Raw genomic sequence first — 15,750 nt, forward strand, 5'->3', positions numbered from 1 at the left:
GTTTTCCTGACAGGTTACGGCGATCTTATCGGTTTTCAGCCTGCGGCGTCAGGGGTAGAGTTAGGCCATTGTCTTCTTATGCATCACATCCTGCCTTCAACTGGAGCGCCCCATGACCCAGACCAATCTGCGCAACGGCCCTGATGCCAACGGCCTGTTCGGCGCGTTCGGCGGCCGCTACGTCGCCGAAACCCTGATGCCGTTGATCCTCGATCTGGCCCGCGAATACGAACTGGCCAAGGAAGATCCGGCTTTCAAAGAAGAGCTGGCCTATTTCCAGCGCGATTATGTCGGTCGTCCAAGCCCGCTGTACTTCGCCGAGCGTCTGACCGAATTCTGCGGTGGCGCCAAGATCTACCTCAAGCGCGAAGAGCTGAACCACACCGGCGCGCACAAGATCAACAACTGCATCGGCCAGATCCTGCTGGCGCGGCGCATGGGTAAAAAACGCATCATCGCCGAGACCGGCGCCGGCATGCACGGCGTGGCAACCGCCACTGTGGCCGCACGTTTCGGTCTGGATTGCGTGATCTACATGGGCACCACCGACATTGAGCGCCAGCAGGCCAACGTGTTCCGCATGAAGTTGCTGGGCGCCGAGGTAATTCCGGTCGTCGCCGGTACCGGTACGCTGAAAGATGCGATGAACGAAGCGCTGCGCGACTGGGTGACCAACGTCGACAGCACCTTCTACCTGATCGGCACCGTCGCCGGTCCGCACCCCTACCCTGCGATGGTTCGCGATTTCCAGGCCGTCATCGGCAAGGAAACCCGCGAGCAGCTGCAAGCCCAGGAAGGCCGTCTGCCGGACAGCCTGGTGGCGTGCATCGGCGGTGGTTCCAACGCCATGGGCCTGTTCCACCCGTTCCTCGACGACAAGAGTGTCGAGATCATCGGCGTTGAAGCGGCCGGTTATGGCATCGAGACCGGCAAGCATGCGGCGAGCCTGAACGGCGGTGTGCCAGGTGTGCTGCACGGCAACCGCACCTTCCTGCTGCAGGACGACGATGGCCAGATCATCGACGCCCACTCGATTTCCGCCGGTCTCGACTATCCGGGCATCGGCCCTGAACACGCCTGGTTGCACGACATTGGCCGCGTTCAGTACACCTCGGTGACCGACGACGAAGCCCTCGCCGCCTTCCACCAGTGCTGCCGCCTGGAAGGCATCATTCCGGCGCTGGAAAGCGCTCATGCCCTGGCTGAAGTGTTCAAGCGCGCACCGAACCTGCCGAAGGATCACCTGATGGTGGTCAACCTGTCCGGCCGTGGCGACAAAGACATGCAGACCGTGATGCACCATATGGAACAGTCCAAGCAGGAGAAACACTGATGAGCCGCCTGCAAACGCGTTTTGCCGAACTCAAGCAACAGAACCGCGCCGCCCTGGTGACCTTCGTCACGGCCGGCGACCCGAGCTACGACACGTCCCTGGCGATCCTCAAGGGCTTGCCAGCCGCTGGCGCTGACGTGATCGAACTGGGCATGCCCTTCACCGATCCGATGGCCGATGGCCCGGCAATTCAACTGGCCAACATCCGCGCCCTGGCGGCTAAACAGAACCTGGCGAAAACCCTGCAAATGGTTCGCGAGTTCCGTGCCGGCAATGCCGAGACGCCGCTGGTGCTGATGGGTTACTTCAACCCGATCCACATGTACGGCGTGCCGCGCTTCATCGCTGAAGCCAAGGAAGCCGGGGTTGATGGCTTGATCGTTGTCGACCTGCCGCCAGAGCACAACAGTGAGCTGTGCGACCCGGCACAGGCCGCCGGCCTGGACTTCATCCGCCTGACCACGCCGACCACAGACGATGTGCGTTTGCCGACCGTGCTCAACGGCAGCTCGGGCTTCGTCTACTACGTGTCGGTTGCCGGCGTGACCGGTGCCGCTGCCGCCACGGTCGAACACGTCGAAGAAGCCGTTGCGCGCCTGCGTCGTCACACCGACCTGCCGATCAGCATCGGTTTCGGCATCCGTACGCCGGAGCAGGCAGCGGGCATCGCACGTCTGGCTGATGGTGTGGTGGTGGGTTCGGCATTGATCGACCAGATCGCCAATGCGGCAACGCCAGAGCAGGCTGTTGATGGCGTGCTGAGTCTTTGCTCGGCCCTGGCTGATGGCGTGCGTAAGGCCCGCGTCAGCTGAAGGTAAAGTTCCTGATACAGAGGAATTAGCGCCTCGCGACACAGACTAATCAAGCAAGACCGAGGGCTTCAGGACTGCGTTCTGAGGCCCTTTTTGCTGTAAGTGTTGTGAGGAAAGACCTGATGAAAATGTCGAAACGTCTGATTGCCGGCCTGGGTGTGCTGATGCTTGGCGCAACGCTGCATGCCAATGCTGATCAACATGACGATCACGGCCATTATGACAACCACGGTGATAACCACTATGACAATCATGGTGACTACCACGGCAACGATCATCGAGGCCCGCAGGACAATCATCGCGGCGGGCCACCTCCGCGGGACTTTGCACCCGTGCGCCAGATCATCCACGACAATCACGTCTACTTCGTGCGCGGCGCGCCACCGCCTCCGGGCGTGATCGTCGTGCGTGGCCGTCCGCTGCCCCACGGTTACTACGGCGAGCGCCTGGATAACCGTGCACTCAGCCATCTGCCGTACTACCCGGGATATGAATGGCGTCGTGCGGGTCCCGACATCGTGCTGATCGCGGCAGGTACCGGGATTGTGTATGAGGTGTTGCAGGGCGTTCTGTACTGACGATTCTGCCTGTAGGAGCGAACCTGTTCGCTCCTACAGGCTCAGATTCAAGGCAACTCCAACCCGCCCGCGGCCTTGTGCAGTTTGCGCAGGTGCTCGCCGATCTGTTTCACGTTCTCCTCGTTGGCCGCCATCTCGGCGGCCCGGCTTGGTTCAAGCAACGCGCGTACTTCCTTGTCCAGGTCACCGGACAGCGCCAGTAGCTGTTTCTGCCGTTGGGCGCTTTCCGCCTCAAGATGTTCTGATTCGCTCGGTTGTGGCAGCCCGTAACCGTTGGTACCCAGCAGTTCTGCCGGGCGACTGAGGAAGCCGCTGTTGGCGAGAATTTCCTTGAGTGTCGCGTTGGCCTGGTCCATGCCGCCATTCTTCAGTTCGCGAGCGCCCAGATAGCGCTGCTTCACTTCATCCTGGGCCAGAAGCAACTGCCGACGGAAGCTCGCCTGCTCCAGCAGGAGCAAAGCTGCGCTGGTGCGCAAGTCAGCCTGCTGGAACCACGGGCGACGCTCTTCGGCCTTCAGATCCAGCCAGTCCTCGACCGTTTCCTGTTTGATCGGCAAGTGCTTTTTAAGCACCTCGAACATGGCCTGATAACGGTCGCGGAAGGAGTCGAAACGGTAGCCCAGGCGCAACGCTTCCTTGGGATTGTCCAGCACGCTGGTGTCGGCCATCCCTCGGCCTTTGAGCACTTCCAGCAAGCCGTTGGGCATGATGTTGTCGAGGGCGACCAGTTTTGAGTTGTCGGTGCCGCTGCGCAGCAGTTTCAGCTCTTCAACGGCGCAGTTGTTGGACAGGAAGAAATAGTTGCCGTCGTAGCTCCAGTGCATTTCGGCGGCGCGCTCGACGACCCCTTCAATCTCTTTGCGCGACAGGTTCAGGGGCACGGAGGCCAGGCTGCGCAATTCGGTCTTGGTGTATTCGTCGATCACCTGGGCCAGGGGCAGGACAAACAGGCGCGACGGGTATTTGCCCACCAGACCATCCCAGCTCGACAGTTGCACGTCGCCGACAAAGGCGCGATACGACAGCACCAGATGCTGGTCCAGGTCGAGGCGGCAATCCGGGCCACGTGGTCGACCCGGTGCACAGATCACCAGGCGCAACATGCTGTGGCCCCAGCGACTGACCCAGTTCTGATTGGCCTCGGCCAATAGATAGTCGACTGCATAAACCCGCTCCGGATCGACCTGGCCCAGTGGGGTCCTTGCGAAATCGTTGCCGGCATTGAGGAACGCGAAAGTTTTGCCGCATTCGTTTTTGGCGGCGGGCGCCCAGCCGAAATGTTCCTTGTAGTAGCGATACAGCGACGGCCGGCGGCAGGCGTAGCTCGGGTCGAGGAGGAAGTACTCCATGTTGACCGCGACGAACTCTTTCGGGCTGCTGATTTCGTAGATGTCCGGGCTGCGGGCGATTTGGCGGTTGTGCTGCTCACGTTCGCCGCGACGACCAACGTATTGCTGCCAGCCGGCGAGATCGAGCAAGCGCGGATCGTCACTGAGGGTAAAGCGCCGGCCCGACTGGCTGCGGCACTCATCCGGAAGGCCGATCAAGCCTGAGCTGTTGTTGCGTCGGGTGCAGCGCTGAATCAGCTTGCGCTCGGCATCCGGCCACAAACGTGCGCGGTCGTAGATGTGGGTGAGTTCGTGCAGCACCGTAGCCAGCATTTCCTGGCGTACCGTGCCGTGGGGGCGATAGGTTTTTTCTGTGGCGGCAGTGCCGTCCGTGAGGCTGTCGAGCAAGTTGCGGTTCAGGTCGAGCTCGGACACTGGCGATGCCTGGCCGTAGGCATTGCTCGGCATCTTGTCGGTCCAGCCGACGTCGATGCGTCGATCCAGTTGCTCGATGAAGCGTGGCGGCAACTTCTGCATGGCTTCATCGAGCAGAGCCTGGCTGGCTTGCTGTTGCGCGGGGCTCAGGCCTTCGGTCTTGAGGTGTAGTTGAAGGCCTGCGTGGGCCGTGTTGCCGAGTAGCAACACGGTCCCGGCCAGCAGCCAGGCGCTTAAGCGCTTCACAGTGCGAGTATGGCTTCGGCGAGATCCTGGTCACTGGCATCGCGTGCTTCCGGTACACGAGTGCGCAACAGGTCGAGGGCGGACTCCAGGTGGGCGCCGCGGATATCACCGTTGCTGGCAACGAAGCTGGCGGCATCGTCCTGCGCTTCGCGGACGATTTTCGAGTCGCGAATGGAAGTGGTGGTGTCCGAGGTGAAATCGAGGGTGCGCTGGGTAGCGCGAATCAGCATGTTACTGGTGGCAACCAGAGTATGTGCCTGGGCCACATCGGCCAACAGCAGCAGGCCTAAGGTGGCAGCAATCAGCGGGTTACGCATGGAACGACTCCAGATAAAACGAGAATAACTATTGGACGAGAATTGCCTGTGCCAGTTCAAGGTCGCTGGCATGAAGTTTTGCCTGGGTTCGGCGCAAGTAACGCAGGGCCGATTCCAGTTGTGCGCCTCTCATTTGGCCGTCAGTGGCAACGAATGCCGCAGCGTCATCCTGGGCGGCGAGCAGCAGTTTATGTTCGAAGGGCGCGGAGGTCACGAGGCTTGTGGCATAACCGCTGGCGACAATGCCTTGGGTGGACAGGTTGAAAGCATCGTAGGCACAGGCGGAGCCCGAAAAACCGAGGGTGAAAAACACTGGAGTAATCAGGGTAACTGAAAGAAAACGCATGAGACTCGACAGTTGAATGTGAGTCCGAAGGCTAGCGCAAGGCCCGGCCGGGAGCCAGCACTGAAACATGGGGACACGCCTGGCGTGCCCCTCATTTGTGCAGCGCTTAGATGGTCAGGATGGCCTGGGCCAGTTGCGCGTCAGAGGCGTTCAGCTGGGGTGCCTTGTGACGAATGTGGTCAAGGGCGCTTTCCAGTTTCACGCCACGAATGTTGCCTTCGGTGGCCACGAAGCTGGCGGCATCATCACGGGCGGCGAGAACGATCTTGTCGTCCTTGAACGAAGAGGAGATGACGTTGGTGGTAGCGTCGGAGGTGGCCTTGAGCGCGTTGACCACTGCGTCGGTGGTGACGATGAAGCTGGTGGCGCTGGCATTGGCTGCCACGGCAAACAGGGCTGCAGCGCTGAGCAGGCGAAGACGAGACATGGTGTAACTCCTTTGGGTGAGTCAATTGAAAAATGGCGCAATGTCTGCAAGCGCTGACGCCAGGCAGCCGGCGTTCGCCACGTTCTGCCTTGATATTAGGCTTATGCGTGGCGGTTCGAACAGCCCCGTCTGTAGGGCTGGAAAGTCAGCGCCAGAATGGCTTGTCCAGTTCATTGGCTCGATCGCAATGACTGATGCCCATATCGGACAGTTGCCGATCATCGAGTTCCGCCAGTAAACGCCGCGTTTTCACTTTCTCCAGCGTTTCCCACAGCCATTTCGTATACCTGAGTAGCCGGGAAACACCGGTAGGACCGGGTTGAGTCAGCGGGATAGACACATCCTGTGGGTTTTTCATGGCGCAGTCCCTGATCGATGGAAAGATTCCATCCTGACCGCGCAGCACATTCCCTCACAGACACACTGCAGTGATATTGTACCTGTTCAGTTGTAGCTATTTGCAAACTGTACTGGTGTTTGTATCTGGCTACTGTAAATCGCGTTTCAGAGGCCCAAAACGACAAGACCCGTCGTGGTTTCCCACGACGGGTCTTGTTTGTTCAATTCGGGTTGCTGGCGGTTAACCCTATGGGTCAGGGCCAGCGACGCTGATTTAGCGCCAGAACGGCTTGCTCAGCTCTTCGAAGCGTTGTGCTTCGCTGATCCCGGCATCGGCCAGCAGACGCGAATCCAGGCGAGCCAGTTGGTGGCGGCTGGAGATGCGGCGCTGCCACAGCATCAGGTTGGCGATTACGCGCAGAGGCAGGGAAGCCTGGGTTTTTGCAGCAGTGTCTTCGAAGAACAGTTCGGAACTGAGTGTACGTTCCATGGTTGACATCCTTCCGCTTGTGGCGGGATTAGGTAGTGGTTTAACTGGTGCCCATGATCCTCCTCTTTGCCTAGCCTCTGTAGATACAGTTCATCTGTATTGTGAGAGCTCAGTTAACTGTTTATAGGGGGTGTACTGGTCGAAAATGAGGCAACTGTACTGGTCTGCACTGTTTGTGTGCATTATTGTGGTTTTGCCGTGAGGGTTTAGGTGTTTTCTGTAGGAAATGACCAGTACAGCAGTACAGTTTTTGACGATTAGGATTCGCTTGCTGACGAAACTGTGTTTGCGTCAGCGGCGATCTGTACCAATCACTTCTTGAGCATGTGCCCGGTTTCTTCCAGGTTGATATGCCAGCTCAGGGCATCACGCAGGATATGCGGTGTGTGCCCGCCGATGGCGCAGGCAGCGGTGTAGTAGTTGTTCAGCGCTTCGCGGTAGTCCGGGTGCACGCACTTGTCGATGATGATCCGGGCGCGTTCACGTGGCGCCAGGCCACGCAGGTCAGCGAGGCCGACCTCGGTGACGAGGATGTCTACGTCGTGTTCGGTATGGTCAACGTGGCTGACCATCGGCACCACGCTGGAAATCGCGCCGCCCTTGGCAATCGACTTGGTGACGAACACCGACAGGTGCGCATTGCGCGCGAAGTCGCCCGAGCCGCCGATGCCGTTCATCATGCGTGTACCGCAGACGTGGGTGGAGTTGACGTTACCGTAGATGTCGAACTCCAGGGCGGTGTTGATACCTATGATACCCAGGCGGCGCACCACTTCCGGGTGGTTGGAGATTTCTTGTGGGCGCAGGACCAGTTTGTCTTTGTAACGCTCCAGATTACCAAACACGTCAGCATTGCGCCGGCTCGACAGGGTGATCGAGCTGCCCGAGGCAAAACTCAGCTTGCCGGCATCGATCAGGTCGAAGGTCGAGTCCTGCAGCACTTCGGAATACATCGTCAGGTCTTCGAATGGCGAGTCGATCAGGCCGCACATCACCGAGTTGGCGATGGTACCGATGCCGGCCTGCAGCGGGCCGAGCTTGTTGGTCATGCGACCGGCGTCGACTTCCTGTTTGAAGAAGTCGATCAGATGGTCGGCAATCGCCTGGGTTTCCGCGTCTGGCGGCAGCACGGTGGACGGCGAGTCAGCCTGGTTGGTGACGACGATCGCGACGATCTTTTCCGCTGGAATCGGAATGGCTGTGCTGCCGATGCGGTCGTCGACCTTGACCAGCGGAATGGGCGTGCGGGTCGGGCGATAGGTCGGGATATAGATGTCGTGCAGACCCTCCAGATTCGGGTTGTGCGCCATGTTGATCTCGACGATCACGTGTTTGGCGAAAATCGCGAAGCTGGCCGAGTTGCCCACGGAGGTGGTCGGCACGATGTGTCCCTGCTCGGTGATGGCCACGGCTTCAATCACGGCGATGTCCGGCAGCTTCAATTGCTGGTTGCGCAATTGCTCGACGGTTTCCGACAGGTGCTGGTCGATGAACATGACTTCGCCAGCGTTGATCGCCTTGCGCAGGGTGCTGTCGACCTGGAACGGCATGCGTCGCGACAGCACGCCGGCTTCGGTGAGTTGTTTGTCGAGGTCGTTGCCCAGGCTGGCGCCGGTCATCAGGCTGATCTTCAGCGGCGTGACCTTCGCGCGTTCGGCCAATGCTTGCGGCACAGCCTTGGCTTCACCGGCGCGGGTGAAGCCGCTCATGCCGACGGTCATGCCATCTTCAATCAAAGCGGCGGCGTCGGCAGCGCTCATCACTTTGTCCAACAAGGAAGGCAGGCGAATACGGTCACGGTACATGGATTATTATCTCGGGCAACGGGTAACAGGACGTGCAGTCTAGTGAATTACGCCGACTCCTGTCCCGCTACCAAGGTCGCAAACGAGGCGTCTATTCCGGGCCTTTAGAGCAAAACACCATTACCGGATCGGTAATAAAAGCGTAGTTTGTCCGACGATTTGCGCAAACGAAAACGCCCCGTAGAGACGGGGCGTTTTGCGTTTACCGACGAACGTTACTCGACGGCTTTGACCATGTCTTCGATGACCTTTTTAGCGTCGCCGAACACCATCATGGTTTTATCGAGGTAGAACAGTTCGTTATCCAGACCGGCATAGCCGCTGGCCATCGAGCGTTTGTTGACGATGATGGTCTTTGCCTTGAAGGCTTCGAGAATCGGCATGCCGGCAATCGGCGACTTCGGATCGTTCTTCGCGGCCGGGTTGACCACGTCGTTCGCACCCAACACCAGTACCACGTCAGCCTGACCGAACTCGGAGTTGATGTCTTCCATCTCGAACACCTGGTCGTAAGGCACTTCGGCCTCGGCGAGCAGGACGTTCATGTGACCAGGCATGCGGCCGGCCACCGGGTGGATCGCGTACTTCACGGTCACGCCGCGATGGGTCAGCTTCTCGGTCAGTTCCTTCAACGCGTGCTGCGCCCGAGCCACCGCCAGGCCGTAACCGGGAACGATGATCACGGTGTCGGCGTTGGTCAGCAGGAAGGTGGCGTCGTCGGCCGAACCGGATTTCACCGGGCGGGCTTCCTTCGCGCCGGCAGGGCCGGCATCTGCTGTGTTGCCGAAACCACCGAGCAGTACATTAAAGAAGGAACGGTTCATCGCCTTGCACATGATGTACGAGAGGATCGCACCGGACGAACCGACCAGCGAACCGGCGATGATCAGCATCGAGTTGTTCAGCGAGAAACCGATGCCCGCCGCTGCCCAGCCGGAATAGCTGTTGAGCATCGACACGACCACGGGCATGTCCGCACCGCCGATCGGGATGATGATCAGCACGCCCATTACGAACGCCAGGGCCAGCATCAGCGCGAACGCTGCGAGGTTGCCGGTGAGCATGAAGGTCACGCCGAGTGCCAGTGTTGCCAGGCCAAGAATCGCGTTCAACTTGTGCTGACCGGAGAACTGTACCGGTGCACCCTGGAACAGGCGGAACTTGTACTTGCCCGAAAGCTTGCCGAAGGCGATCACCGAACCGGAGAAGGTGATTGCACCGATGGCCGCGCCGAGGAACAGTTCCAGACGGTTACCGGTCGGGATCTCGTCGCCCAGTTGCTGAACGATACCCAGCGACTGAGGTTCGACCACGGCAGCCACGGCGATGAACACCGCCGCGAGGCCGATCATGCTGTGCATGAAGGCGACCAGCTCGGGCATCTTGGTCATTTCAACGCGTTTGGCCATGATCGAACCGGCGGTACCGCCGATCAGCAGGCCGACGATCACGTAGACGATACCGTCGTGGGCAAGCTCGGCACCGAGCTTGTAGATCAGGCCGACCGTGGTGAGTACCGCCAGGCCCATGCCGAGCATGCCGAACAGGTTGCCGCGGCGCGACGTGGTCGGGTGCGAGAGACCCTTGAGCGCCTGGATGAAGCAGACCGAGGCGATCAAATACAGGGAAGTTACCAGGTTCATGCTCATGCTTGCTGCACCTCAGCCTTGACTGCTTCGGCCTTGGCTGCCGGCGCTTTTGCTGGCGCGGCCTTCTTCTTGAACATTTCCAGCATGCGGCGGGTTACGAGGAAGCCACCGAACACATTGACCGCAGCCAGGGCCACGGCCAGGGTGCCCATGGTCTTGCCCAGCGGCGTCACGGTGAGTGCAGCGGCGAGCATGGCGCCGACGATCACGATGGCCGAGATGGCGTTGGTCACCGCCATCAATGGCGTGTGCAGTGCAGGCGTAACGTTCCAGACCACGTGGTAACCGACATAGATAGCCAGCACAAAGATGATCAGGTTGTAGATACCGTGAGAGATCAGCATGTCTTCCATTGTTTTTATCCTCAGCCGTTCTTGCGCACGATCTGGCCGTCGCGGCACATCAGGCACGCGGCGACGATATCGTCTTCAAGGTTGATCACCAGTTGTCCTTCTTTATCGAACAACAGTTTCATGAAGTCCAGCAGGTTGCGGGCGTACAGGGCCGAGGCGTCTGCCGCGACGTCGCCGGCCAGGTTGGTCGGACCGACAATGGTCACGCCATTTTCGACGACCACCTGATCGGCCACGGTCAGCGGGCAGTTGCCACCCTGGGCGGCCGCGAGGTCGATGACCACTGAGCCCGGTTTCATCTGGGCCACGGTCTCCGCGCTCAACAGCGTCGGTGCCTTGCGGCCTGGAATCAGCGCGGTGGTGATGACGATGTCAGCCTGTTTGGCACGCTCGTGCACCGCCACAGCCTGGCGCTGCATCCAGCTGGCGGGCATCGGGCGAGCGTAACCACCGACGCCGACGGCGCATTCACGCTCCTCATCGGTCTCGTAAGGCACGTCGACGAACTTGGCGCCGAGGGATTCGATCTGCTCTTTTACCGCAGGACGCACATCAGACGCTTCGATCACCGCACCCAGACGTTTTGCCGTAGCGATCGCCTGCAAGCCGGCCACGCCTGCGCCGAGAATCAGCACGCGCGCCGCTTTCACGGTGCCTGCCGCGGTCATCAACATCGGCATGAAGCGCGGGTAGTGGTGAGCAGCCAGCAGCACAGCTTTGTAGCCGGCGATGTTGGCTTGCGAGGACAGCACATCCAGGCTCTGGGCACGGGAGGTACGCGGTGCGGCTTCCAGGGCAAATGCGGTAATGCCGCACTCGGCCATTTTGGCGATGGTTTCGTTGTTGAACGGATTGAGCATCCCCACCACAACGGTGCCGCTCTTGATCAGAGCCAGCTCGCTGTCGGCAGGGGCGACAACCTTCAAAATCAACTCTGCACCAAACGCATCATTGGCACTGCCAATGGTCGCGCCGGCGGCCACATAGGCACTGTCCACAATACTGGCGCTAACGCCGGCACCGCTTTGAACCGTGACCTTATGGCCCTGGCTGATCAGCTTCTTGATGGTTTCGGGGGTTGCAGCAACCCTTGTTTCACCGGTCTGGGTTTCGAGAGGAACACCAATGTGCACGTCAAATCTCCTGCGTGATCTTATTAAGTAAACCCATGCACTACGGATGGTGCGGCTGGGGCGGCCGATCAGCACGGTCCCGCCAAATCAGGGCGGGGCGCGGCATTTTGCAGGCGAACTTTGTGCCCTTCAAGGGATTATGACGGGTGACGGAAAATTAACTACAAGTCACCCCGTGACCGAATGTCGCAACTATCCTGGTCAAACCCTTCTAGACCGTGCTTTTCAAGGATTCTTGCTGATTTTAAAGAATTTACACATCGGCCGTATGAATGATGCGGCATCGCTGCGAAATAGTGGCTCAAAGCCGCGTGTGCTGGCGCTTGCAGGGTGTTTTACGAGTCAACTGAAACAGTTTGCTGGTATGCGACAAATACTTATATCTGTAGGGCTATATTTTTACTGACTACGAGGTCAGGTAAGTGCTGGAAGCCTTTATCCTTCTAGGCTGTAGCTGTGTGCCTGATTAACCAGCCAGTCGCGGAATGCCCGCAATGACGCCGATTCGACCTTTCGTTCGGGAATCATCAGGTAATAGGCCTTGATGCTGGACAGTGCTTGGGGGTTGGCGATCACCAGGCGGTTTTCCTGTAATTCCCGCTGGATCAGGAAGGGCGGAATCAGCGCAATGCCCATGTCGTGCATGGCGGCTTGGGCGAGCATTGAGAATAGCTCGTAGCGCGGTCCTGTCATGTCGCGCGGGACATTCAGCAGTTGAGAGTCGAACCATTGGCGCCAGGCGTAGGGTCGGGTGGTTTGCTGCAGAAGTGGCAGGTCCGCGATTTCCCCCGCTGTCAGGCTGCTGCTGTTGCCGAGTAAGCCGGGACTGCACACCGGCATGGGATTTTCCCCCATCAGTCTGTGGGATTCGGTACCCGACCAATCTGCATCACCGAAATAGATCGCAGCGTCGAAGTCGGTATCGGCGAACAGGAACGGGCGTGTGCGGTTGGTCAGGTTGACCGTCACATCCGGGTGTTTGTGCTGGAAGTCCTTGAGCCGTGGCAACAGCCATTGGGTGCCAAAGGTCGGCACCACCGCCAGCTCGATCACGTTGGCACCCTGCTGGCCCATGACGGACAGCGTGTCTCGCTCCACTGCGTCCAGTTGAGTGGCCACACGGCGACTGTAGGAAAGCCCCGCTTCTGTGAGCTTCACTCCCCGTCGTGAGCGTCGGAACAGCTCCACGCTGAGGAATTCCTCAAGGCTGGCGATCTGTCGGCATATCGCCCCTTGGGTCAGGGAAAGCTCCTGGGCGGCCTTGGTAAAGCTCTCGTGGCGTGCTGCAGCCTCAAAGCTGATCAGGGCGGTTGTGCTGGGTATTTTTCTGCGCATGTACGTCAACCTCACTAATACATCGCACAAAAGCTCTTTTGCGACGTTTCGGAGTGAGAAATTAGCACAACAGTATGCGAAATCCTCGTTTGCCGTGGCGTTGAACCCGGCCTAGGATCTATCCACGTTATTTGACCCGATTCGAGAGGACACACTCATGGGCGGTAAAGCTAGCTTCAACTGGATCGATCCCCTGCTGCTGGATCAACAGCTCACCGAAGAAGAGCGCATGATTCGCGACACCGCTGCGCAGTTCGCTCAGCAAAGCCTCGCGCCGCGCATTCTTGAAGCTTTCCGCCATGAGAAAACCGATCCGGCGATTTTCCGCGAGATGGGCGAAGTCGGTCTGTTGGGTGCGACCATTCCTGAGCAGTACGGTGGTAGCGGGCTGAACTACGTCAGCTATGGCCTGATCGCTCGTGAAGTCGAGCGCATCGACTCCGGCTATCGCTCGATGATGAGTGTGCAGTCTTCGCTGGTGATGGTGCCGATCAACGAATTCGGTACCGAAGCGCAGAAGCAGAAGTACCTGCCGAAACTGGCCTCGGGCGAGTGGATCGGTTGCTTCGGCCTGACCGAACCTAACCACGGCTCCGATCCGGGTGCGATGATCACCCGTGCACGCAAAGTGGAAGGCGGCTACAGCCTGACCGGCAGCAAGATGTGGATCACCAACAGCCCGATTGCTGACGTATTCGTGGTCTGGGGCAAGGACGATGCCGGCGATATTCGTGGTTTCGTTCTGGAAAAAGGCTGGAAAGGCCTGAGCGCTCCGGCGATTCACGGCAAGGTCGGCCTGCGTGCGTCGATCACCGGCGAAATCGTCATGGACAACGTGTTTGTGCCGGAAGAGAACATCTTCCCGGATGTCCGTGGTCTGAAAGGTCCGTTCACCTGCCTGAACTCGGCTCGTTACGGCATCTCCTGGGGTGCGCTGGGAGCCGCCGAATTCTGCTGGCATACCGCTCGCCAGTACACCCTGGATCGCCAGCAGTTCGGTCGCCCATTGGCCGCCACCCAGCTGATTCAGAAGAAGCTGGCCGACATGCAGACCGAGATCACTATGGCGCTGCAAGGCTGCCTGCGTCTGGGTCGCATGAAGGACGAAGGCACGGCGGCGGTTGAAATCACCTCGATGATGAAGCGCAACTCTTGCGGCAAGTCCCTGGACATCGTGCGCATGGCTCGCGACATGCTGGGCGGTAACGGCATTTCCGACGAGTTCGGCGTTGCCCGTCACCTGGTCAACCTGGAAGTGGTGAATACTTATGAAGGTACGCACGACGTTCATGCGCTGATCCTCGGTCGTGCGCAAACCGGCATCCAGGCGTTCTATTAACAGGAGAACGTCCATGGGCGCGCTTTCGCATCTACGGGTACTGGATTTATCGCGGGTGCTCGCCGGGCCGTGGGCCGGGCAGATCCTTGCCGACCTTGGCGCCGAGGTGATCAAGGTCGAGCGACCAGGTAACGGCGATGACACGCGCGCCTGGGGGCCGCCCTTCCTGAAAGACGCTTACGGTGAGAACACCAGCGAGGCGGCCTACTATTTGTCGGCCAACCGCAACAAGCAATCGGTGACCATCGACTTCACGCGTCCGGAAGGGCAAAAGCTGGTGCGCGATCTGGCGGCGAAATCGGACATCCTGATCGAGAACTTCAAGGTCGGTGGTCTGGCGGCCTATGGGCTGGACTATGAATCGCTGAAGGCAATCAACCCGGATCTGATCTACTGCTCGATCACCGGGTTTGGCCAAACCGGCCCTTATGCCAAGCGCGCGGGTTATGACTTCATGATCCAGGGGCTCGGCGGCCTGATGAGTCTGACGGGGCGACCTGAAGGCGAAGACGGTGCGGGGCCGGTGAAAGTGGGCGTGGCGCTGACCGATATCTTGACCGGGCTGTATTCCACGGTGGCGATCCTCGCGGCGCTGGCGCACCGGGATCACGACGGCGGCGGTCAGCATATCGATATGGCGTTGCTGGATGTGCAGGTGGCTTGCCTTGCCAACCAGGCAATGAACTACCTGACCACTGGCAATGCGCCGAAGCGTTTGGGCAATGCTCACCCGAACATCGTGCCTTATCAGGACTTTCCTACGGCTGATGGTGATTTCATCCTTACCGTGGGTAATGACGGGCAATTCCGCAAATTTGCCGAGGTGGCTGGTCAGCCTCAGTGGGCGGATGATCCGCGGTTTGCGACCAACAAGCTGCGGGTGGCGAACCGCGCGGTGCTGATTCCGCTGATTCGTCAGGCGACTGTGTTCAAGACCACCGCTGAGTGGGTTGCGCAGCTGGAGCAGGCCGGCGTGCCTTGCGGGCCAATCAATGACCTGGCGCAGATGTTTGCCGATCCACAGGTCAAGGCGCGCGGGTTGTCCATTGAGCTTCCCCATGCGCTGGCTGGTAGGGTGCCCCAGGTGGCCAGCCCGATTCGTCTGTCTGAGACACCGGTGGAATACCGGTATGCGCCGCCGTTGCTGGGCGAGCATACGCTGGAGGTGTTGCAGCGGGTGTTGGGCCTGGACGCTGAAGCAGTGTCGACCTTCAAGGCGTCAGGCGTGCTCTGATGCTTCTCCTCTATATAGAGGGGCCGTTTGGCTCCTCTACATAGGTCTTGAACGGGGTGTTTTGGCACCCTGCGTAAGTTATTGATAGAAAAACGAAATTAACTATTGACGGCGAATTCTAGAAGTCTATAATTCGCCCCACTTCCGGCGCAGTCGAAACGGAAAACTCCTTGGTAAACAAAGAGTTACGCAGTTTTCGGCAGTAGGTTGCTTCAGTTCATCGAAGCCTGGAAGGAGTTGAAAGAGTGGTG

General features: G+C 59.4%; 16 protein-coding genes. 5 read left to right on the top strand and 11 right to left on the bottom strand.

Annotated elements, in window-relative coordinates:
• The first annotated feature begins 112 nt into the window (after positions 1-112).
• The 3 genes from trpB (at position 113) to EIY72_RS07620 (ending at position 2,723) form a co-directional block, all read left to right on the top strand.
• Positions 113-1,333, top strand: a complete 1,221-nt coding sequence (gene trpB, locus EIY72_RS07610) for a tryptophan synthase subunit beta (RefSeq protein ID WP_093228041.1) — start codon at positions 113-115, stop codon at positions 1,331-1,333.
• The gene (trpA, locus tag EIY72_RS07615) at positions 1,333-2,145 is read left to right on the top strand and encodes a tryptophan synthase subunit alpha (RefSeq protein ID WP_093228038.1); all 813 of its coding nucleotides are present in this window, start codon (positions 1,333-1,335) and stop codon (positions 2,143-2,145) included. The genes trpB and trpA overlap by 1 nt, the downstream gene beginning before the upstream one ends.
• Positions 2,146-2,267: 122 nt before the next feature.
• Complete coding sequence (locus EIY72_RS07620; protein ID WP_093228035.1) at positions 2,268-2,723, top strand: anti-virulence regulator CigR family protein; 456 nt, start codon at positions 2,268-2,270, stop codon at positions 2,721-2,723.
• Between the two features lie 47 nt (positions 2,724-2,770).
• Here the strand turns inward: EIY72_RS07620 and EIY72_RS07625 are convergent, their stop codons facing one another.
• The 11 genes from EIY72_RS07625 to EIY72_RS07675 all read right to left on the bottom strand — a co-directional run bounded on the left by EIY72_RS07625 (position 2,771) and on the right by EIY72_RS07675 (position 12,926).
• Entirely contained in the window at positions 2,771-4,732 is a 1,962-nt protein-coding gene (locus EIY72_RS07625; protein ID WP_093228032.1) for a DUF7844 domain-containing protein, read from the bottom strand.
• Positions 4,729-5,049: a DUF2388 domain-containing protein gene (locus tag EIY72_RS07630; protein ID WP_093228029.1), complete on the bottom strand. Its 321-nt coding sequence runs from the start codon at positions 5,047-5,049 to the stop codon at positions 4,729-4,731. The genes EIY72_RS07625 and EIY72_RS07630 overlap by 4 nt, the downstream gene beginning before the upstream one ends.
• A 28-nt stretch (positions 5,050-5,077) precedes the next feature.
• Positions 5,078-5,395: a DUF2388 domain-containing protein gene (locus EIY72_RS07635; RefSeq protein WP_093228026.1), complete on the bottom strand. Its 318-nt coding sequence runs from the start codon at positions 5,393-5,395 to the stop codon at positions 5,078-5,080.
• A gap of 106 nt (positions 5,396-5,501) precedes the next feature.
• Positions 5,502-5,822 carry a DUF2388 domain-containing protein gene (locus EIY72_RS07640; RefSeq protein ID WP_093228023.1) on the bottom strand — a complete coding sequence of 107 codons (321 nt, stop codon included), beginning with the start codon at positions 5,820-5,822 and terminating at the stop codon, positions 5,502-5,504.
• 145 nt (positions 5,823-5,967) lie between these two features.
• The gene (locus EIY72_RS07645; RefSeq protein ID WP_093228019.1) at positions 5,968-6,180 is read right to left on the bottom strand and encodes a DUF1127 domain-containing protein; all 213 of its coding nucleotides are present in this window, start codon (positions 6,178-6,180) and stop codon (positions 5,968-5,970) included.
• 255 nt (positions 6,181-6,435) lie between these two features.
• Entirely contained in the window at positions 6,436-6,651 is a 216-nt protein-coding gene (locus EIY72_RS07650; protein ID WP_093228016.1) for a DUF1127 domain-containing protein, read from the bottom strand.
• Positions 6,652-6,962: 311 nt separating this feature from the next.
• Positions 6,963-8,456: an acetyl-CoA hydrolase/transferase family protein gene (locus tag EIY72_RS07655; protein ID WP_093228010.1), complete on the bottom strand. Its 1,494-nt coding sequence runs from the start codon at positions 8,454-8,456 to the stop codon at positions 6,963-6,965.
• 215 nt (positions 8,457-8,671) lie between these two features.
• Entirely contained in the window at positions 8,672-10,105 is a 1,434-nt protein-coding gene (locus EIY72_RS07660) for an NAD(P)(+) transhydrogenase (Re/Si-specific) subunit beta (protein ID WP_093228007.1), read from the bottom strand.
• Complete coding sequence (locus tag EIY72_RS07665; protein ID WP_007992881.1) at positions 10,102-10,458, bottom strand: NAD(P) transhydrogenase subunit alpha part 2; 357 nt, start codon at positions 10,456-10,458, stop codon at positions 10,102-10,104. The genes EIY72_RS07660 and EIY72_RS07665 overlap by 4 nt, the downstream gene beginning before the upstream one ends.
• A gap of 11 nt (positions 10,459-10,469) precedes the next feature.
• Positions 10,470-11,591, bottom strand: coding sequence for a Re/Si-specific NAD(P)(+) transhydrogenase subunit alpha (locus tag EIY72_RS07670; RefSeq protein ID WP_093228004.1), 1,122 nt, complete (start codon positions 11,589-11,591; stop codon positions 10,470-10,472).
• A gap of 435 nt (positions 11,592-12,026) precedes the next feature.
• The gene (locus EIY72_RS07675) at positions 12,027-12,926 is read right to left on the bottom strand and encodes a LysR family transcriptional regulator (protein WP_093228001.1); all 900 of its coding nucleotides are present in this window, start codon (positions 12,924-12,926) and stop codon (positions 12,027-12,029) included.
• A 157-nt stretch (positions 12,927-13,083) separates the two neighbouring features.
• Between EIY72_RS07675 and EIY72_RS07680 the strand changes: the two genes are divergently transcribed.
• Positions 13,084-14,265 carry an acyl-CoA dehydrogenase gene (locus tag EIY72_RS07680; protein ID WP_093227998.1) on the top strand — a complete coding sequence of 394 codons (1,182 nt, stop codon included), beginning with the start codon at positions 13,084-13,086 and terminating at the stop codon, positions 14,263-14,265.
• A gap of 13 nt (positions 14,266-14,278) precedes the next feature.
• Entirely contained in the window at positions 14,279-15,499 is a 1,221-nt protein-coding gene (locus EIY72_RS07685; RefSeq protein ID WP_093227995.1) for a CaiB/BaiF CoA transferase family protein, read from the top strand.
• Positions 15,500-15,750 lie beyond the last annotated feature (251 nt).

Source organism: Pseudomonas vancouverensis, from assembly GCF_004348895.1.
Lineage (GTDB): Bacteria > Pseudomonadota > Gammaproteobacteria > Pseudomonadales > Pseudomonadaceae > Aquipseudomonas > Aquipseudomonas vancouverensis.

Bases quoted from the DNA above. Each gene is read 5' to 3' on its own strand.
- EIY72_RS07645 (WP_093228019.1), bottom strand. From the start codon at position 6,180: ATGAAAAACCCACAGGATGTGTCTATCCCGCTGACTCAACCCGGTCCT.
- EIY72_RS07655 (WP_093228010.1), bottom strand. From the start codon at position 8,456: ATGTACCGTGACCGTATTCGCCTGCCTTCCTTGTTGGACAAAGTGATG.
- trpB (WP_093228041.1), top strand. From the start codon at position 113: ATGACCCAGACCAATCTGCGCAACGGCCCTGATGCCAACGGCCTGTTC.
- EIY72_RS07675 (WP_093228001.1), bottom strand. From the start codon at position 12,926: ATGCGCAGAAAAATACCCAGCACAACCGCCCTGATCAGCTTTGAGGCT.
- EIY72_RS07635 (WP_093228026.1), bottom strand. From the start codon at position 5,395: ATGCGTTTTCTTTCAGTTACCCTGATTACTCCAGTGTTTTTCACCCTC.
- EIY72_RS07665 (WP_007992881.1), bottom strand. From the start codon at position 10,458: ATGGAAGACATGCTGATCTCTCACGGTATCTACAACCTGATCATCTTT.
- EIY72_RS07620 (WP_093228035.1), top strand. From the start codon at position 2,268: ATGAAAATGTCGAAACGTCTGATTGCCGGCCTGGGTGTGCTGATGCTT.
- EIY72_RS07660 (WP_093228007.1), bottom strand. From the start codon at position 10,105: ATGAGCATGAACCTGGTAACTTCCCTGTATTTGATCGCCTCGGTCTGC.
- trpA (WP_093228038.1), top strand. From the start codon at position 1,333: ATGAGCCGCCTGCAAACGCGTTTTGCCGAACTCAAGCAACAGAACCGC.
- EIY72_RS07650 (WP_093228016.1), bottom strand. From the start codon at position 6,651: ATGGAACGTACACTCAGTTCCGAACTGTTCTTCGAAGACACTGCTGCA.
- EIY72_RS07640 (WP_093228023.1), bottom strand. From the start codon at position 5,822: ATGTCTCGTCTTCGCCTGCTCAGCGCTGCAGCCCTGTTTGCCGTGGCA.
- EIY72_RS07680 (WP_093227998.1), top strand. From the start codon at position 13,084: ATGGGCGGTAAAGCTAGCTTCAACTGGATCGATCCCCTGCTGCTGGAT.
- EIY72_RS07685 (WP_093227995.1), top strand. From the start codon at position 14,279: ATGGGCGCGCTTTCGCATCTACGGGTACTGGATTTATCGCGGGTGCTC.
- EIY72_RS07630 (WP_093228029.1), bottom strand. From the start codon at position 5,049: ATGCGTAACCCGCTGATTGCTGCCACCTTAGGCCTGCTGCTGTTGGCC.